This is a genomic window from Gluconobacter morbifer G707 (assembly GCF_000234355.1).
Lineage (GTDB): Bacteria > Pseudomonadota > Alphaproteobacteria > Acetobacterales > Acetobacteraceae > Gluconobacter > Gluconobacter morbifer.
In genome coordinates this window covers 242,039-259,835 of the sequence record NZ_AGQV01000010.1, presented here as the reverse complement: position 1 = coordinate 259,835, position 17,797 = coordinate 242,039, and the positions used below count along the sequence as shown (strand labels likewise).

The following is a 17,797-nucleotide window of genomic DNA, read 5'->3' as shown; positions in this document are numbered from 1 at the left end:
TTTCAAGGAGAATGAAAATGACCAAAATCTGCGGTGACGCTTCCCTGTTCGCGGCTTCGGCGCTGCGTGGTTTCAGCATGGTTCATCATGACCTTGTCCGTCTTGTGCGCAGTGGTGTCGTTCGTGCCCGTCCAGGCGCAAAAGGCAAGGTAGCTGTCGTACTCGGTGGTGGGTCCGGACATTACCCGGCTTTTGCCGGATATGTCGGGAAGGGGATGGCGGATGCCGCCGTTGCCGGTGATATCTTCGCGTCTCCGTCCACGCAGGCCATCAAGAGCGTGGCGCGGCAGGCCGATCTGGGGGGCGGCATTATCCTGGGTTACGGCAATTATGCCGGCGATGTGCTGAATTTCGGGATTGCTGCAGACCGGCTGCGGGAGGAAGGCTACGATGTCCGTCTGCTGGCCACCAGCGACGATGTGGCCAGCGCCGGGCCGGAGGTTCATGAAAAGCGCCGTGGCATTGCAGGGGACATGATCGTCTTCAAGATTCTGGGCGCGGCGGCCGAGGCAGGGCTCGACCTTGATCGGGTTGAGGCGGTAGGACAGCGCGCCAACCGTCAGACGCGGACCTTTGGTGTGGCGTTCGATGGCTGCACGCTTCCCGGAGAGAAGGAAAAGCTGTTCGAGGTTTCCCGGAACCGGATGGCGCTGGGACTGGGCGTGCATGGTGAGCCAGGGATCGACGAGCAGGATATTACGACACCTGAAGTGCTGGCCCGGCTGCTACTGGATCATCTGCTGGCGGAACTCCCTGCGGATGCGCCCCGGCGGGTTGCGCTCATGCTGAATGGTCTCGGCAGTACGAAACAGGAAGAGCTTTTCGTGCTGTGGACGGCTCTTGGCCCCATGCTCGAGGAGGCTGGCCTGACATTGGTGGCGCCACTGGTGGGGGAATATGTGACCAGTCTAGACATGGCAGGCTGTTCGCTGACGATGACCTGGCTGGATGAGGAACTGGAACGGTTCTGGCGGGCACCCGTCGAGACTGCGGCACTGTTCCATACCGGGATTCAGGAAGACGGGATCTCCGATGTGAAAGTGGAAGCTGAAACGCCGGTTGTATACATGCGCTCGACCACGACGCAGGGCCGGCGTGGCGGGGCCTGTGTGGCGAGCCTCATGGTCAGTCTGGGCAAGGCCCTGGCGGCAGCAGAGACTGAGCTTGGTCATATCGATGCACAGGCCGGGGATGGCGATCATGGGCAGGGCATGGCGCGTGGATCGGCTGCCGCAGCGCGTGCGGCCTGTGCCGCTGCTGATGAGGGAGCCGGGCCGGCGACCGTTCTGGCCGCAGCGGCCGATGCCTGGGCGGACCGGGCGGGAGGGACATCCGGGGCGCTGTGGGGTGAAGGGCTGCGGGCCTTCAGTCTGGCGCTGGATGATTCCCGCCTGCCGGTAGCGGAGCACCTGGCACGTGGCGTTCGCAACAGCATGGAGCGCGTCATGGAGCTTGGTCATGCCAAGCCGGGGGACAAGACCCTGATCGATGCGCTCGTACCCTTCGTAGACACGCTGGACCGTGAACTGCGGGCCGGAGAGGATCTGGTTCCCGCCTGGCAGGCAGCGGCTCTTGCGGCCCGGAAGGCCGCTGAAGCGACCCGCGACCTGCTGCCCCGTCTTGGCCGGGCACGCACGCATGGCGAACGCAGCAAGGGACATCCGGATGCCGGCGCGCTTTCGCTGGCGCTCTGCACCCGTGTCGTGGGTGAGGAGCTGGAAAAGGGCGCCATGGTTCCGTTCAGTGATGTGGAACAGTTGCATGGGATGGTGGGATGAAGGGCCGGATCCTGCAGTAATCCAGGGGGAAAACTTCCCGCCGGACAGGCGGGGAGAAACCCTGATTAGGGTTGGTGCGTATTACCGGCTGCGTAAATCCGAGCAGAGCGGTCTTATATTGTCACATTTCCTTCTCTGCTCCGTCACATTCGGCTGACATCGTGCGGCTGAAAGGGAGTTGAGTATGAAATATGTGCTTTGCATGCTTCTGGGAGCTATTCTCGTCCGAAGCTGGCTGACCTTGGTGGAGGAAGGAACGGCCCGTGAGCTTCCGCTGTCCTGACGCAAGTGTTCAGGGAGCAGCGCCAGAGGGTTGTTCTCCCATCAGATCATAGGTCATTTGCACCAGCGTCCTGTTAACCCATTTCTGGGTTTCATCATCGCTGATCTCATTCAGGTTGTTGCGGACCATGCAGTTGACCCATTCCCCGGATTTTTCAGCAAAATAGCTGGTGATGGTGTCAGAAGGTGTCTCGTCCGTATCATCGGCATGCATGCCGGTGTGGTCCTGCAGGTAACGGGCCAGCGGGGCGCCGTTCCAGTCCGGATTGGTCACATAGAGAGCGTTTTGTCCGCTGAAGATCTGACCCATTTCGATGCATTTCTGACCGACATTCTCATGTTCCGGTTTTTCGATGCCGTCCATAACGTCCTCAAAAATGGCGGCAACAGTCAGCAAGAATGTTCTGACCAAATGGGCAACCGTTTCGCGGTTGCCCAGGATGTTGCTCGTCACAGCGGAAGGCGCCGCGTGTTCCGGAGCCGAGTGGTCCCGTTGCACGGATGAAGTGTCTGGACGATCGCGCATGGAAAGCTCCGGTCAGGCGGAAGGTGACGTCTCAGGCGTCTTGCCAGAAACGTCCTTGCAGGGGAATGGGTGGAATGCCGGCGCCTGCCGTCTTTCCTGTCCAGGTCTGGTCGCATCGCGGCAGACGGCGTCTCTAAAGGAATAATTAAGACATTTGAAAATACATAGAAGGTCTCGGAGGAAAAGCCGGGGCCGTGCAGATGACGTGACAATATGGCCAGATGAGCGAAACCCAAAAGACTGCCCTTCCCATTCGCAAGCCGAATTTTCTGAGCGAACTGGAGCGGAATATCCGTCTGCCTGCGTGGCTGGTCAAAGGACGCCGCTGGATACCCGGCACGGATATCGGGCTTGCGCTTTCCGTTGCGGCACTTCTTTCCATCCTGATCCTGCCTTTGCCCACCTTTGTTCTGGATGTAGGGCTTGCGCTGTCCCTAACCGGTTCGGTTCTGGTACTGATGGTCGCCCTGTTTCTGAAGCGCCCCTTGGATTTTACGTCGTTTCCAACCCTCCTATTGTTGACGACGCTGCTTCGTCTTTCCCTTGAAGTGGCTACGACGCGTCTGATCCTGAGCCATGGCCATGAAGGCGCTTACGCGGCAGGCCATGTTGTCGCGGCTTTTGGTGGCTTCCTGATGGGGGGGGATGTTGTCATCGGCGCCATCCTGTTTGCGATCCTGCTGGTCGTAAACTTCATGGTCATCACCAAGGGATCGGGGCGGATTGCGGAAGTGGCCGCCCGGTTTTCTCTGGATGCCATGCCCGGCAAGCAGATGGCCATTGATGCGGAGCTGTCAGCTGGCGCGATCACGGATCAGGTCGCCAAAAAGAAGCGGAAAGAACTCGAAGAAGAAAGCGGTTTTTACGGGGCCATGGACGGTGCGGCCAAGTTTGTCCGGGGTGATGCCATTGCCAGTCTGATCATTACGGCCATCAACATCGTAGGGGGGCTGGTCATAGGGATTGTCAGGCACGGGATGAGCGTGACCGATGCCGCGGCGACTTTCACGACTCTGACGATCGGTGACGGCCTTGTCTCCCAGATCCCGGCGCTTCTGGTGTCTACGGCCTCTGGTATCGTCGTTACCAAGGGGGGGACGGAAGGGGCGGCTGACATTACGCTGGTCCGTCAGCTGGCTGGAAATCCCAAGCCTCTGGCGCTGGCAACGGGCGCTGCAACGGTTCTGGCGCTGATCCCCGGATTGCCCACGGTCCCGTTCCTGTGTCTCGCGCTTTTATGTGGAGCCTCGGCCTGGAAGCGGTATCGTACGCCTCTGCCTGCGACAGACGAAGAAGGTGATACGATTGAACCGCCGGAAAAAACGGTTCCGCAGGACGTACCGATTTCCGAGAGCCTGCGGGTGGATCTGCTACGGCTTGAACTGGGGTTCAATCTGCTGTCCATCGCGAATGGTGAAAATGCGCGTCTGACAGGTCAAATTCAGGTTTTGCGGAGAACGATTGCATCAGAGATGGGATTTATCCTGCCGCCTGTCAGGATTCAGGATAACCTGAGCATCGATCCCAATAAATATGTCATAAAAATCAAGGAAATCGAAGTTTCCAGCGGGGACATCCGGGTCAACAGCCTGCTGGTCATGGCGCCGGAGGGTGGTCTTCCCGAACTTGAGGGAGAGGCGACAAAAGAACCGGCCTTTGGTCTGCCTGCGCTCTGGGTGTCGCAGAACCTGCGGGAAAGTGCGCTGATGAAAGGCTATACGGTTGTCGATCCGGCCAGCGTCATCATCACACATCTCACGGAAATGGTCCGTGAAAACATGTCCGATCTCCTGTCCTATACCGAAACGCAGAAACTTCTGGATGAGATGCCGCGTGATCAGCAGAAGCTGGTCGTCGATCTCATTCCTTCCCAGTTGTCGGTCAGCACATTGCAACGGGTGCTGCAGGCCCTTCTTGCGGAAAGAGTTTCCATACGGGATCTGTCCAGCATCCTTGAAGCCCTGCAGGAAGGCTGCGGGCAGGGGCTGAAAACAGTGTCGGGACTGACGGCCCATGTCAGGATGCGGCTGGCACGACAGATCAGCGCATCTGTCACGGGGCCGAACGGCTACATTCCTGTTGTGACACTCAGCCCCGAGTGGGAAATGACGTTATCTGAAAATATCGGTGGCCCGCCTGATGACCGGCAGTTGACGCTGCCACCATCGCGGCTGAAGGATTTTGTTGCGGCCCTGCGGCAGGCTCTTGATAAGAGTGCGCTGCTCAAGGAAAGTCCGGTTATTCTCGTGTCATCCCAGTTGCGCCGCCCTGTCCGGGGCATCATGGAAAGAATGCACCCTTCGACCCAGGTGCTGGCTCAGGATGAGATATCGGTGCGATCACGGATCAGGACGGTCGGTAATATCATTTGACAGACGACCTCATGGTCCTGATGCCGGTTCCGGATTGGCCAGCCAGTCCGGTATGGGAGCAAGGCCCGCGCATGTAAGCCGGCCACCGCTGATGAAGGCAGGAGCACCCGTTATGCCGGGGGCGGATAGCGGTAGTCCTCTCAATGATCGGACGGCCAGAAATCCGAAGCATTCGGCTTCCAGATTGTCACCGTTCCATCCTAATGTTTCGACCGGCCATACGGGCGCGTCCAGAGTCCGTTTCAGCGCGTCCATGAGGGCAGGGTTATGTCGTCCGCCCCCACAGACGTACCAAATGTCCGGTGTGAGCGGCAGCAGGGTCCGGTAAATGGCTTCTACCGTGAAGGCGGTCAGGGTCGCCGCGCCATCTTCCGGGGAAAGTCTCTGCACCGCGCCCATGGCACGATGGAAGGTCAGGCGATCCAGGGACTTGGGAGCGGGGCGGGAAAAGTAGGGATCCGCGAGAAGCGGTTCCAGAATATCCCTGTGAACGGTACCAACCTGCGCGAGGGCACCATCAACATCACAGGCCACGCCTGTCTTGGAAAAAGCCCAGTCATCCAGAAGGGCATTGCCGGGTCCGGTATCGCAGGCATAAATGCTTCCATCCGCCCCGATGAGCGTTATGTTGGCCACACCTCCAATATTGAGGATGGCAGTTGTCTTGCTCCGGTCCCGCAGGAGGGCCTGATGGTACCAGGGGGCCAGAGGGGCTCCTTCACCTCCGGCAGCGACATCAGCGCTGCGAAAATCATGAACGACTGCGAGGCCGGTTTTCTCAGACAGGAGTGCGGCATCTCCGACCTGCCATGTCCGCCCTTCTTCCGGGGCGTGGAGCAGGGTCTGGCCATGGAAACCGATCAGGTCAACCTTGCCAATGCTGCTGCGTAATGCCTCGACGGCTTCGACGTGACAGAGGGTGATATCGCGCTCGACAGCAATCAGTTCGGGGTCATTGGGTTGCAGGCGCGATGCACGTGACAACAGATTCCGGGCGCGGGCCCGGAGTTCCGGAGAATAGGCGATGCTGATGCCTGGACCGCGTTCAGCGATATTTTTTCCGTCAGTGCGGACCATGGCTGCGTCAACGCCATCCAGAGAGGTTCCGCTCATCAATCCTATGGCTGTCAGGTATTGCATCGGTTCTGTTTTCCATGGCCCGGCGTTCAACGGCAAAATCGTATGAAGTTGCGCGATAGCAGGAGAAGATGATTTCGGGAACGCGTCCATCGTTCGGGAAAGAACAATGTTAGAGATTGAGGACGGCCGTGGAAAGGCTGACAGGAAAAGGGCCTACTTCCTGTTTCGTAACTATCAGAGGCCTGAAAGCGCTGTAATATTCTGACCAGCTTTGTCAGAGCCCGCTGTGTAATGGCGGTCACGGGGTTGCCATGCACAATCCTGATCTGGCGCAGATGGGGCTGGAGGAGCTGAAGCAATTCCTAGGGCACCACATCTGCAGCGGTAGTTTTCCCGTCAGACCAGACTGACGCCGAAATTCCTTGCACGCAGATCATTGGAAGATTCGGATAGGCTGGCCGGAACATGCTGGATCTATCGTACAACGAACAGTCCTGCTCCTAAGAGCCGTGTTGGCAGGATGGCGTTTTCCAGCCGTTCCAGAATTTTGTGAACGGCCAGCACGAGACGACGCTCAGTGCTGGAATGCCGTTTTCCCGCATGCAGGCTGCCACTGAGGATCAGATCCCTGGTTACCCGGAGCGTTTCAGGGATAGGGATTTGTGCACTACCCGGGCTGACGTGAGCAACGGAAACAGATCGCCTGAGTGCGTCGCGTCCATGTCCGTTTTCAGTTCTGCTCTGGTCGGACGTCCAGAATGGCGCGCAGGTTTCCGGCATGCTTTTTCAGCGCAGCTTCAGCCTCTTCCGCGTTCATGCCTGAACGGATGAGGAGCGCGCGTTTGACATTCTGATGGCTGGCGGCAAGGGCTGCTTCGACGTCTTGTGATGTGCCACCGGCGAGCAGGTGCACCATATGGGCCGCGCGTCTTGCGAGTTTGTCATTAACTACGCGCATATCCACCATCTGTCCCCGGTAGGCATGGCCAAGCTGGATCATCAGTGTCGTTGACAGAAGGTTCAGAACTGCTTTCTGGGCTGTCCCGGCTTTTAGGCGTGTTGAACCAGAGATGACTTCAGCACCCGTGACGATCGTAATGCCATGGTCCGCGTCTTTCAGCAGACGTCCGTCAGGGTTGGAACTGATACCAATGGTCAGTGCTCCCATGGACCGGGCAGCGGCAATGGCTGCGCAGGTATAGGGTGTCGATCCGCTGGCGGCGATTCCGAAAACAACATCATCGGGACCGGGTTGATGGGACAGGATCTCTTCCCGAGCCGTCTTTTCATCATCTTCCGCGCCTTCAACGGAAGCAAACACGGCCTGTGTCCCGCCCGCCAGCATCAGGACAAGCCGGTCATCCGGCCACCCGAATGTCGGACTGAGTTCGACGCCATCCTGAAGACCGATACGCCCGGAAGTTCCGGCACCGACGTAAAACAGCCTGCCGCCGGAACGAAGTCTGGGCAGTGCGGCCGTGACGGCCTCGTTCATCTGGGGAACGGCTGAGCGTACTACGGCTGTCGCAGTCATCTGGGATTCAGCCAGGGCTTCCAGCACCGATGTAACAGGCCACAGGTCAATATCGACATAGCGCGGATCCTGACTTTCGGTTCCCGCCACTGGCTCAGGATGCTTACTGCTCTTCGAAATCATCAATGTCAGTCCTTTTCATGTCTGGAAGGCTGAAGAAACGCCGAACGTTTTCCGGCTGTAAAAAACATTGAAAGACGCGCCGGTATCATCATGCCGGCAATACCGAGCGGGACAAGCCAGGGGAAGGCCAGGGGCCTGCCGGCACTCTGAAGCAGGACCATGACGATGGCCATGCCGCACAGGGACACGAGAAAGCCTGTCATGGCATCTCGGAGGCTGGTGGAAGGGTACAGCATGCCAAAAAGAAAAGCGCCGAGCGTCGGGCCATAAGACCAGCCGGCAATCGTCAGACCAAGAATGACGGCAGACTGTGTGCCGTCCGTGAAGCGGAGGGTTACGGCCACAAGGCAGACGCACCAGAACAGCGTCATGAGGCGGGGGGCAAAGAGGCCTTTCTCGAGGAAACCCAGATGACGGCCCAGTTGTGTCAGAATGCGTTGCGGCAGGGTGCCGAAATCGGTGAGTGTCGCATCAACCATGGCATTGAGCGTTGAGGACAGGGATCCCATCGTGGCGCTGAGAATTCCGGCCAGCAGCAGCCCTTCCAGTCCTGTCGGGAGGCCGGATACGATATAACCCGGGAAGAGGTCATCCGGACCATTCAGCCTAAGGGATGACAGGGATGCGCCACCATGGTCTATCCAGAGTTCCACCCCCAGTACCGACAGAAGGCCAAACAGCAGGGCAACGACAAAGGCACTGCCAATCAGGGCATAGCGGGCGTCCCGTAGGTTCCGGGCGGCCAGCAGACGCTGCACCATGAGCTGGTCTGTTCCGTGCGATGCGATCGAGACGATGGTGCCACCGATCAGGGCTGCGAGCGGGGTGAATGGGTCAGACAGCAGGTTAGCGAGACTCTGGTTATGGAAGGGCCACATTTTTCCGGCATGCCACGCCGTCTGCCAGCCGTCTGCCGGAAGCGCATTCGCAAGAAGCATGACGCAGGCCGCTGCGCCGAGAAGATAAATGAAAAGCTGGATCGTATCAGACCAGACAACAGCTCGCAGTCCGCCGATCATTGTGTAAACAAGAGTGAAACACATGATGAGGACCAGAATGGTCAGAGAGCCTGCCTCGACATGGTTGTGTCGCAGGATCCAGAGCAGGGGTAACAGACCCGAGGACAGCCGTACGCCTTCAGCCAGAAGCCGCGTTATCAGAAATGCGCCGGATGCAGCACGCTGGAGAGCTCCGCCGAAACGATGCCCGAGATACTGATATGCGCTGCGCATGCGTCCCTGCGCATAAAGCGGCAGAAACCATATTGCGACGATCAGGCGCCCGATAAGATAGCCTCCGGCCAGCCCAAGGAAGACCATGCCGTTCAGATAACTGACACCGGGAATGCTGATGAATGTCAGGGTGGATGTTTCAGTAGCGACAAGAGACAGGCAAATCGCCCACCATGGCAGATCATGGGAAGCCGTAAGGAAATCGTCTGATGATTTGCCACGCCGTGCCAGCAGGATTGCGACAACCGGCAGGGCCAGAAAGTACCCGCAGATTACGGCGATGTCGGCAGACCGCATGGAGATGGTATCCCTGTTTTCCCGGACAAGGGTAATTCCAGAACGATACCAGATCAATCGGGGTATGAATTCCGGACTTCCTGGCAGAACCGGGCAGGGCACGTCACCAGCTTATAGAGGGATCTGAACAGGATTTTTCTTCCAGCATTAAGGGATTTCTTTCTCCTCTTTTGGATCATGCATCTGGACAACAGGTCGGATGGAAGACCTTTTTTGGCATGGACAACGGGGGCCTGTATGTCATCATCCCACCATATCCATCCCCCGACCTTGGAAAAACCAGTGATATGAGCCTGTGTTTCATTACACAAAAGATTCATCCCGATGCCGTAACCTGTCTGAATGCAGCGGGAATCAGAACCCGATATGCCACGGCGCCCACGATGGATGCCGTTATCCACGAGGTCGGAGATGCCGATGCAGTCATCACCCGTGATCTGGGATTCAGTGAAGAGGCTCTGAAAGCGGCGCCGAACCTGAAAATCATTTCATGCCACGGTTCGGGAACAAACCGGATTGCCAAGGCCGCAGCGGCTGCGCGCGGAGTTCTGATCACGAATGCGCCCAACACCAACAGTCGGTCCGTTGCGGAAATGACCATAGGACTTCTGCTGGCGGTTGTGCGTCGTATCTGTGAAGCGGATCGTGCCGTGCGAAAGGGCAACTGGGAGTTCCGCTATACAGGCAAGGGCATAGAGTTGCATACGCGGACGCTTGGGTTGGTCGGGTTCGGAGCCATCGCCCGGCATGTTGCACAGATTGCGGGACAGGGGCTGGGCATGCGGATCATTGCCTGGTCTCCGAGTGTTCCGGCAGACGCCTTCAAAACTGCAGGTGTGGAACGGGCGGACAGTCTTGATGATCTTCTGATCGCATCTGACGTGCTGTCGCTACATCGTCCTGCGCAGGGAAGTGGTCGTCCCACAATTGACGCTTCGGCCCTGTCCCGCCTGAAACAGGGGGCGATCCTGATCAACACCAGCCGTGGGGGAGAAGTGGATGGCCCCGCACTCGCGAAGGCTCTGGCGACAGGGCATCTTGGGGGTGCAGGACTGGACGTAATGTCGCCTGAGCCTCCTCTTCCGGATGATCCACTGCTGGGAGCGCCGAATGTCGTTCTGACGCCGCATATTGGTGCGACAACCGAGGAGGCCCTGCGCCGGATGGCGATGCTGTGTGCGTCACAGGTTCAGGATGCCCTCGCGGGACGTGTTCCGCCGCACTGTCTCTGACCATTATGAGCCTGCGTCCCTCTTCCTGACAGAGAGGGACGTACAAGCCCGTCTCAGGGAGCGCCCAGACCGCCGCCGCCTGGTGTCATGAGAACGAGGACCTCGTCCGGTTCAAGGACCTGGAGGCCCTTGCCGGCGAGTTTCCGGCCTGACGCTGTTTCGACACGGCCTGCGGCACCGTCCTGACCGCCGAGTGCCCCGCGGGCCGGATGATCGACGCGGTCAAACGCTGCCAGCAGTTCGAATGGCTGCTTCTGCGTCGTACCGATCCTCATGGTCTGTCCGTCGCCGCCTTTTGTCTGGCCGGCCCCGCCACTGTTCTCGCGGAGTTCCTTTTCCCAGAAGATGAGTGGACACTGGATTTCCGCGATTTCTACCGGGGTGCCATGAACACCTGAGGGGAAGGCTGTTGCGGAAAGACCATTCAGCCCCGGACGGGCGCCGGTACCACCATTCGTTGTGATGGCAAGAGCATAGGTCTGGGACGCGACAGCACCCTTGGGAAGCCACTGGCCTCGGACCGCAATGTTCCACAGGCAGGATGTACCTTCTGCCGGGACCCTGTCGGGAAGCGGTGCGCGCAGGCACCCGAACACCATGTCCGGCAGCATCTGTCCGATGACATGACGGGAGGAGACGGGCGCAGGGCGCAGGGCGTTCAGGACGGACCCTTCCGGCGCCTCGACATGATAGGGCGCAAGGGAGCCTGCATTGTTGGGAACGTCTGGCGAGATGGCGCAGGCCAGTCCGAAGACCGTATAGGCCCGCGTATAGGCCATTGGAACATTGATCCCGCGACCTACGGCCGGAGGCGAACCGTCATAGCTGACACTGACCTGGCCTTCACTGACCGTGAGCCTTGCCTTGAGCGTCAGGGGCGCGTTGTAGCCGTCGATCGTCATCTCATGGGACCATGTGCCCTGTGGGAGTGCTGCGATCTTGTCCAGAACGGCTTGTCGGGACCGCTCGATGATGAAATCGGCTAGAGGATCGAGAGTGTCGAGCCGGAATTCGTCCATCATGTCGCACAGGGCTCGCACACCGACATCGTTACACGCCGCCAGAGAGTAGGTGTCCCCTTCCGTATCTACCGGCAGGCGGGTATTGGCGCGGATCATGGCCATCAGTGTTTCGTTGACCCGTCCCCGATCGATCAGTTTCAGCATGGGGATCGACAGACCTTCCATGAAAACGTCTGTCGCCTCGGGGCCATTGCCCAAGCCTCCGATATCCATCAGATGACTGGTGCAGGAAAACAACCCAACCAGACGCCCTTTGTGAAATGCCGGGGTGGTGATGACGAAATCGTTGAGATGCCCTGTTCCCATCCACGGATCGTTCGTGATGTAAGCATCTCCTTCCTTCATGGAGGAGACGGGGAAATGACGCAGGAAATGTCCGACAGATTCCGCCATGGAATTGACGTGTCCCGGCGTTCCCGTCACGGCCTGCGCGATCATGCGACCCTTCAGGTCGAAGATACCGGCCGAAATATCCTCACATTCGCGGACGATAGGGCTGAATGCCGTGCGGATCAGCACCTGGGCCTGTTCACCAACGACGGCGATCAGGCGGTTCCACATGATCTGGAAGTCGATTTCCTTATGGGAGTGCGCGCTCATCAGACGGCGTCCTTCATGTCCAGAATGATGTTGCCGCTACCGTCCAGATGGGCGTTGTAGCGGGACGAGACGTAGGTCGTGGTTTCCTTTTCGGCGATCAGTGCAGGCCCGGAAATCCGGCTGCCCGGTCCCATGTCCATCCGTTCATAAACCGGCAGGGCGACATGCGTGTCCGTGGCGCCGTCAAAGAGGCGCCGGATGTCACCGGATCGTGCGTCATGCAGGGCCGGGGCGGCCTCGAAGGGAGGATATTTCTGCGGTGTAGTGGAGACGCTGACGGACCAGTTGAGGATCTCGACAGCGGCGTGCGGAATGACACGCGCAAACTGCCGGGTATATTCAGTCTCGAAGGCTGCCCTGAGCGCGGACAGATGGTCGGTGCTGATGGCTCCTTCCGGCAGAGTCACGATGATTTCGTGGCCCTGGCCGACATAGCGCATGAAGGCGCTGCGCCGGATGTGAAGTGTTTCCGTCCGAGTGTCGTCCTGCACCATGCCCTGTACGGCGTCCGTCATATCGCTTAACAGGGCTGAGACCTCTTCCGAATTGAAGGAATCGTCCAGTCGCATGGGAAAGGACCGTACCAGTTCGAACGAGACCGGGGCCGCCAGGAAGCCCACGGCCGAGCCCACACCGGCGTTCGACGGGATGACAAGACGCTGGATTCCCAGTTTTTCCGCAACCCGAGCTGCGTGAAGAGGAGCCGCGCCACCGAAGGCGATCATGGTATGGTCGCCGATGACGGCCCCCCGTTCAGCCGCATGGACACGCGCGGCACTGGCCATGTTCTCACAGACGATTTCATAGACGGCATGAGCAGACATTTCCGCCGACAGGCCCAGAGGCGTTCCGATATCCGCCAGCAGCGCCTGAGCCGACAGGTCCGGCTGGAGCTGGATGCTGCCTCCCGCGAAGTTTTCCGGTCGGATTAGGCCGAGCGTCACGTCTGCATCCGTAACTGCGGGGTGGGTGCCTCCAAGCCCGTAACAGGCTGGGCCAGGAACGGAGGATGCACTTTCCGGTCCGACGATCACGCGTTTCATCGCATCCAGATGGGCAATGGACCCGCCCCCCGCACCGATCTCGACCATTTCAATCACGGGGATCCGGAGTGGAAGACCGGACCCTTTCATGAAGCGGGCCGTGCGGTCCACTTCGAATACGCGGGAAGAGGCCGGTTCTCCGTTCTCTATGAGGCAGACCTTGGCGGTCGTGCCGCCCATGTCGAAGGACAGGACGCGGTTTTCACCCAGGCGCTCGGCGCATTGTGCGGCAAAGATCGCCCCACCCGCGGGGCCGGATTCCACCAGCCGCACTGGAAACTGCCGCGCTGTTTCCAGTGCAGTCAGACCACCACCGGACGTGACGAGATACAGCGCGCCCTGAAAGCCCTTTGTATTGAGGGCCTCACGCAGGCGTCCCAGATAGCCCGCCATCAGGGGCTGGACATAGGCATTGGCAACCGTTGTCGAGGTGCGTTCATATTCCCGGATTTCGGGACAGACCTCACTTGAAATAGAGATGGTGACGTCCGGCAGGGCTTCCTGAAGGAGAGCCCGGACCCGCTGTTCATGCGCCGGGTTGGCATAGGCATGCAGGAATGCGACGGCGATGCTCTCGACACGCGCTTCCCGCAGCTGGGGCACAAGCGCCAGAACGGCTTCTTCATTAAGCGAGAGCTGAATGGTGCCCCGGGCATCCATGCGTTCGGGAACGGTGAAGCGAAGGTCACGGGAAACAAGCGGACTGGGCTTCTGCAACATCAGGTCGTACTGGTTGAACCGGCTTTCGGTACCAATTTCCAGAACGTCCCGGAAGCCCTGCGTGCCGATGAGGGCCGTACGGGCACCTCTGCGTTCGATGATCGCATTGGTCGCAAGTGTCGTGCCATGCACGAATACCGTTACGTCAGGAAACTGAAGGCCGGCATCTTGGATCACGAGCCCGATGCCATCCATGACACCCTGTTCCGGTGCGCCGGGCGTCGTGAGAACCTTGCGCGTCAGGCGCTCCTTGGGCGTCTGCAGAACCACGTCTGTAAATGTGCCACCGATATCAGCGGCCAGACGGATTTGTGTACGATCAACCATGCCTATGTTTTCCGTATCGGGTTAGAGTATCGTGAAGCGCTTCGGAAGAATGCGGGCTGAAAGGGAGTGAGAAGGATCATGAAGGACACGAAAGGCGAGAGCCGGTCACCGGCGACACCCGATGTTGCAGATATGGAACGGGCCTTTATCGTGTCCTCGTCTCATCTGGCGATCCCGGGAAATGAGGATCTGAGCGAATTTGAATTTGCCCTGACCGTTGTGAACCATGCGTTTCACCGCTGGATGTCGCGTGGCATGGCGGCGGCGGGACAGCCGGATCTTTCGGCGCTCGACACGCTGATCCTTCACAGTGTCAATCACCGGAACCGGGAAAAAAGCATTTCGGATCTGATGTTCACCCTGAACCTGTCCGAACGGCATTATCTGAACTATGCGATGAAGAAGCTCGATGAGCACGGGCTGATCCAGCGTCAGCGTCGTGGTAAGGAAGTGTTCGTCAGCACCACGCAGAAGGGTCGTGAGGCCTGCATGGAATATGCCCGCCTGCGCCGGATCTGCCTGCTCGAGCATATTCCCCAGAACCGGGAAGTCGGTGACGTCACGATTGCCGAAGTTGCCAAGGCGCTGCGTGTCCTGACGGGCTTTTACGAACAGGCGTCCCGCTCGGCCGCATCCCTCTGACAGCATCGTATCAGCCATCCGGATGAATCCGGAAAAGAATATCGTGATAGCCTACGGGAGCGCCGTTCTCGACCAGCGCCTCGCCGAGCCTGCCGTCCGCCGGAGCTGTGGCAGGAAGGCGGAGTGCATTCGTTTCCACAAATCCCACGATATCACCGGTGCGGACGACTTGGCCGTCGCTCAGGCCATTCGGACGGAAAATGCCCATTTCGGGACTGAGTACAGCAAGATCCTCAACTTTCGGGGGCAGGGCGACAGGCCGTTCCTGTGGTACCTGGCACGGATTTGCAGCCACTGTCAGGGCGAACGCACCCGTCTCGTTTTTCCAGGAAAAATGATGGACATCGTGATGCCTCATCGTGTCCACCAGCTTCGGAAGGTCGTTCAGAAGATCTTCAAGAAAAGTCATGAAGCGGACTTTCGCATGAGGGCTTCGAGATAATGCACGCTGACGCTGCCTTCGCGGACTCCGGGCTCATTCATCAGGCGCAGATGCAGGGGAATGGTGGTGGCGATGCCGGTGATCTGCATTTCGGAGAGCGCGGCGTGCATGCGGTTCAGCGCATCCGGACGGTCCGTGCCATGGACAATCAGCTTGGCGATCAGGGAGTCGTAGTTTGGGGGTACGACATAACCGTCATAGAGATGAGTATCGATGCGCACCCCTGGGCCACCGGGCGCGCGCCATTCCAGGACTTTCCCGGGAGCGGGACGGAAGCTCTCCGGGTCTTCGGCGTTGATGCGGCATTCAATGGCATGGCCTTCAGTGCGGATGTCGGCCTGTGTAAAGGAGAGGGGTTGTCCCATCGCGATGAGGAGCTGTTTGCGGACGATGTCGATGCCGGTTGTCATTTCCGTGACCGGATGTTCGACCTGAAGGCGCGTGTTCATTTCAATGAAAGAGAACGCGCCATCCTCGTACAGGAATTCGAAGGTACCCGCACCCGTATAACCCATCAGTGTGCAGGCACGGGCGCAGCGTTCGCCCAGTTCGGCGATAGCCTGTGGATCGATGCCAATGGCTGGGGCTTCCTCGATCAGCTTCTGATGGCGGCGCTGGATGGAGCAGTCCCGTGCGCCGAGCCAGACGGCATTGCCCTGCCGGTCAGCCAGGACCTGGATCTCGATATGGCGGGGGTGCTGAAGGAAGCGTTCGGCATAGACTGCCGGATTGCCGAAGGCGCGGTCTGCTTCTTCCCGTGCCGTTTCAATCGCTTCGCGCAGTTCATCCGCTGTCATGACCACGCGCATGCCGCGCCCGCCACCTCCACCTGCCGCCTTGACGATCAGGGGATAGCCGATGGCGTCGCAGATGGCCTGTGCCTCGGAGAGATCCATGGGCAGCGCGTCTTCCGTGCCCGGAAGGCATGGGACGCCTGAACGGTGCATCTGCTGCTTGGCGCTGATCTTGTCGCCCATCAGGCGCATGATGGCGGCCGTCGGTCCTGCGAGGATGCGGCCGGACTGTTCCACGGTTTCGGCAAAATCGGCGTTTTCCGACAGGAAGCCATAGCCAGGATGGATGATGTCGGCGTCCGTCAGTTCGGCGGCGCGCAGGACGCGGGCAGCGTCCAGATAGCTGTGAGAAGCGGCCGCCGGGCCGATGCAGATGGTTTCGTCAACGAGGCGCAGATGCGCGAGGCTGGTATCTGCTTCGGAATGGACGCCGATGCTGTGCAGCCCGAGCAGACGGCAGGCCCGCGTGATGCGCAGGGCGATTTCGCCGCGATTGGCGATCAGGACACGGCAGGGTTCACGCATCGAGTGGCTCCACGGTGAAAAGGGGCGTCCCGGGCGTCACGGCTTCGGCATTGGTGGCCAGTACGGCGACGATCCGGCATGGGAATTCAGCTTCGATGCGCGAGAGCGTCTTCATGACCTCGAGGATGTAGAGCGGCTGTCCTTCTGCCACGATGTCACCGGGTTTGACGAAAGGCGGCGCATCGGGGGCTGGCGAGGCATAGAACTGGCCGTGCATCGGGGCTTCTATAGTGGTTGTAGCTGGAGCCGTCGCTGTTTCGCCGAATGAAAGCGAAGGAATCGCTGGCTGGTTGGTGGGCACCTGCGGACTGGTTTCCTGCCCACCGCGTACCAGCCGGATATGTTCGCCGTCACGCGAGTAGTCGAGTTCTGTGATGCCCAGCGCCTTCATCCGGGACATCAGGGCATCAAGGATCTTGAGATCGGGGATCATGGAGCGGTCAGCCTTCCGGTCTGCTTCAGGTCAGGGCACGTACGGCAATGCCGGCGGTTTCGAAGCCCGAGCGGACCTTGCGTGCGACCTCGACGGATTCCGCATTGTCACCATGCACGCAGATCGTATCGATGCGTGTGGACAGCATCTTTCCGGAGGTGGTTTCAATGGCTCCGGCCTGCACCATCCGGACGGCGCGTGCGGCTGCGAAATCCGCATCATGCAGAACAGCGCCCGGCTCCTTGCGGGATACGAGATGTCCGTCTTCCGTATAGGCACGGTCTGCGAAGATTTCCGAGAATACGGTCAAACCCCGCTCGCGGCCGATGCGCTCAAGATGGCTCAGGGCGATGGCCATGATGGGGAGGTTCGGGTCCACGGCCTTGACCGCATTCACGATGGCTTCGGCGACGGCAGGATCGCGTTCGGTAAGGTTGCCCAAGGCGCCATGGGTTTTCATATAGGTCATGCGATGGCCCGAATAGGTGGCGAGCGCCTGGGCCGCGCCCATCTGGTAGGCCACGATCCGTTCGATCTGCGCCGGGGTGAAGGGCATGACACGGCGTCCGAAGCCCCACAGATCCGGAAAGCCGGGGTGTGAGCCGACGGAGACCCCTTTTTCCCGGGCGATCCTGAACGTCTCGGCCATGACTTCCGGATCACCCCCATGGAAACCGCAGGCGACGTTGGCAGAGGTCACGATGTCCAGCATCGCGCTGTCATTTCCCATCGTGTAGTGGCCGAAGCTCTCGCCCAGATCGGCGTTCAGATCGATTGTCTTGGCGGTCATGGT

General features: G+C 59.5%; 14 protein-coding genes. 4 read left to right on the top strand and 10 right to left on the bottom strand.

Features of this window, described 5'->3' with window-relative positions; genetic code table 11:
- The first annotated feature begins 17 nt into the window (after window positions 1-17).
- Window positions 18-1,778, top strand: coding sequence for a dihydroxyacetone kinase family protein (locus GMO_RS11410; RefSeq protein WP_040509404.1), 1,761 nt, complete (start codon window positions 18-20; stop codon window positions 1,776-1,778).
- A gap of 292 nt (window positions 1,779-2,070) precedes the next feature.
- Here the strand turns inward: GMO_RS11410 and GMO_RS11405 are convergent, their stop codons facing one another.
- A complete protein-coding gene (locus GMO_RS11405; RefSeq protein ID WP_040509402.1) occupies window positions 2,071-2,586 on the bottom strand; it encodes a hypothetical protein in 516 nt (171 codons plus the stop codon).
- A 221-nt stretch (window positions 2,587-2,807) separates the two neighbouring features.
- Here GMO_RS11405 and flhA point away from each other — a divergent pair, with 221 nt between their 5' ends.
- On the top strand, window positions 2,808-4,958 hold the full coding sequence (flhA, locus tag GMO_RS11400; protein ID WP_008852564.1) for a flagellar biosynthesis protein FlhA: 2,151 nt from the start codon (window positions 2,808-2,810) through the stop codon (window positions 4,956-4,958).
- A 9-nt stretch (window positions 4,959-4,967) separates the two neighbouring features.
- On the opposite strand, the gene GMO_RS11395 is transcribed toward flhA, so the two are convergent.
- The 3 genes from GMO_RS11395 to GMO_RS11385 all read right to left on the bottom strand — a co-directional run bounded on the left by GMO_RS11395 (window position 4,968) and on the right by GMO_RS11385 (window position 9,224).
- Window positions 4,968-6,098, bottom strand: a complete 1,131-nt coding sequence (locus GMO_RS11395) for an anhydro-N-acetylmuramic acid kinase (protein ID WP_040509400.1) — start codon at window positions 6,096-6,098, stop codon at window positions 4,968-4,970.
- Between the two features lie 670 nt (window positions 6,099-6,768).
- On the bottom strand, window positions 6,769-7,695 hold the full coding sequence (locus GMO_RS11390; protein ID WP_040509398.1) for an N-acetylmuramic acid 6-phosphate etherase: 927 nt from the start codon (window positions 7,693-7,695) through the stop codon (window positions 6,769-6,771).
- Window positions 7,696-7,700: 5 nt separating this feature from the next.
- Window positions 7,701-9,224, bottom strand: a complete 1,524-nt coding sequence (locus GMO_RS11385; RefSeq protein WP_050801479.1) for a sodium:solute symporter — start codon at window positions 9,222-9,224, stop codon at window positions 7,701-7,703.
- Window positions 9,225-9,442: 218 nt separating this feature from the next.
- On the opposite strand from GMO_RS11385, the gene GMO_RS11380 reads away from it, so the two are divergent.
- Window positions 9,443-10,456 (top strand): hydroxyacid dehydrogenase, encoded by a 1,014-nt coding sequence (locus GMO_RS11380; RefSeq protein ID WP_245528482.1) that lies wholly within the window; start codon window positions 9,443-9,445, stop codon window positions 10,454-10,456.
- Window positions 10,457-10,509: 53 nt separating this feature from the next.
- Here GMO_RS11380 and GMO_RS11375 read toward each other — a convergent pair whose 3' ends face one another.
- Together GMO_RS11375 and GMO_RS11370 are read right to left on the bottom strand one after the other, a co-directional pair.
- Window positions 10,510-12,078 (bottom strand): hydantoinase B/oxoprolinase family protein, encoded by a 1,569-nt coding sequence (locus GMO_RS11375; RefSeq protein ID WP_008852559.1) that lies wholly within the window; start codon window positions 12,076-12,078, stop codon window positions 10,510-10,512.
- The gene (locus GMO_RS11370) at window positions 12,078-14,168 is read right to left on the bottom strand and encodes a hydantoinase/oxoprolinase family protein (RefSeq protein ID WP_008852558.1); all 2,091 of its coding nucleotides are present in this window, start codon (window positions 14,166-14,168) and stop codon (window positions 12,078-12,080) included. The genes GMO_RS11375 and GMO_RS11370 overlap by 1 nt, the downstream gene beginning before the upstream one ends.
- A 78-nt stretch (window positions 14,169-14,246) precedes the next feature.
- On the opposite strand from GMO_RS11370, the gene GMO_RS11365 reads away from it, so the two are divergent.
- Window positions 14,247-14,810 (top strand): winged helix DNA-binding protein, encoded by a 564-nt coding sequence (locus GMO_RS11365; protein ID WP_008852557.1) that lies wholly within the window; start codon window positions 14,247-14,249, stop codon window positions 14,808-14,810.
- A gap of 10 nt (window positions 14,811-14,820) precedes the next feature.
- On the opposite strand, the gene GMO_RS11360 is transcribed toward GMO_RS11365, so the two are convergent.
- From GMO_RS11360 to GMO_RS11345, 4 genes are read right to left on the bottom strand one after another with little or no spacing between them, the layout of a single operon-like run.
- Window positions 14,821-15,219 carry a hypothetical protein gene (locus GMO_RS11360; RefSeq protein WP_008852556.1) on the bottom strand — a complete coding sequence of 133 codons (399 nt, stop codon included), beginning with the start codon at window positions 15,217-15,219 and terminating at the stop codon, window positions 14,821-14,823.
- Window positions 15,216-16,571, bottom strand: coding sequence for an acetyl-CoA carboxylase biotin carboxylase subunit (gene accC, locus GMO_RS11355; protein ID WP_008852555.1), 1,356 nt, complete (start codon window positions 16,569-16,571; stop codon window positions 15,216-15,218). The genes GMO_RS11360 and accC overlap by 4 nt, the downstream gene beginning before the upstream one ends.
- Window positions 16,564-17,004 (bottom strand): acetyl-CoA carboxylase biotin carboxyl carrier protein, encoded by a 441-nt coding sequence (locus GMO_RS11350; protein WP_008852554.1) that lies wholly within the window; start codon window positions 17,002-17,004, stop codon window positions 16,564-16,566. Before GMO_RS11350 ends, accC begins: the two co-directional genes overlap by 8 nt.
- A 25-nt stretch (window positions 17,005-17,029) precedes the next feature.
- The gene (locus tag GMO_RS11345; RefSeq protein WP_008852553.1) at window positions 17,030-17,794 is read right to left on the bottom strand and encodes a LamB/YcsF family protein; all 765 of its coding nucleotides are present in this window, start codon (window positions 17,792-17,794) and stop codon (window positions 17,030-17,032) included.
- Window positions 17,795-17,797: the final 3 nt, after the last annotated feature.

Bases quoted from the DNA above. Each gene is read 5' to 3' on its own strand.
- flhA (WP_008852564.1), top strand. From the start codon at position 2,808: ATGAGCGAAACCCAAAAGACTGCCCTTCCCATTCGCAAGCCGAATTTT.
- GMO_RS11360 (WP_008852556.1), bottom strand. From the start codon at position 15,219: ATGACTTTTCTTGAAGATCTTCTGAACGACCTTCCGAAGCTGGTGGAC.
- GMO_RS11350 (WP_008852554.1), bottom strand. From the start codon at position 17,004: ATGATCCCCGATCTCAAGATCCTTGATGCCCTGATGTCCCGGATGAAG.
- GMO_RS11345 (WP_008852553.1), bottom strand. From the start codon at position 17,794: ATGACCGCCAAGACAATCGATCTGAACGCCGATCTGGGCGAGAGCTTC.
- GMO_RS11385 (WP_050801479.1), bottom strand. From the start codon at position 9,224: ATGCGGTCTGCCGACATCGCCGTAATCTGCGGGTACTTTCTGGCCCTG.
- GMO_RS11395 (WP_040509400.1), bottom strand. From the start codon at position 6,098: ATGCAATACCTGACAGCCATAGGATTGATGAGCGGAACCTCTCTGGAT.
- GMO_RS11405 (WP_040509402.1), bottom strand. From the start codon at position 2,586: ATGCGCGATCGTCCAGACACTTCATCCGTGCAACGGGACCACTCGGCT.
- GMO_RS11390 (WP_040509398.1), bottom strand. From the start codon at position 7,695: ATGATTTCGAAGAGCAGTAAGCATCCTGAGCCAGTGGCGGGAACCGAA.
- GMO_RS11410 (WP_040509404.1), top strand. From the start codon at position 18: ATGACCAAAATCTGCGGTGACGCTTCCCTGTTCGCGGCTTCGGCGCTG.
- GMO_RS11375 (WP_008852559.1), bottom strand. From the start codon at position 12,078: ATGAGCGCGCACTCCCATAAGGAAATCGACTTCCAGATCATGTGGAAC.
- GMO_RS11380 (WP_245528482.1), top strand. From the start codon at position 9,443: ATGGACAACGGGGGCCTGTATGTCATCATCCCACCATATCCATCCCCC.
- GMO_RS11370 (WP_008852558.1), bottom strand. From the start codon at position 14,168: ATGGTTGATCGTACACAAATCCGTCTGGCCGCTGATATCGGTGGCACA.
- GMO_RS11365 (WP_008852557.1), top strand. From the start codon at position 14,247: ATGAAGGACACGAAAGGCGAGAGCCGGTCACCGGCGACACCCGATGTT.
- accC (WP_008852555.1), bottom strand. From the start codon at position 16,571: ATGCGTGAACCCTGCCGTGTCCTGATCGCCAATCGCGGCGAAATCGCC.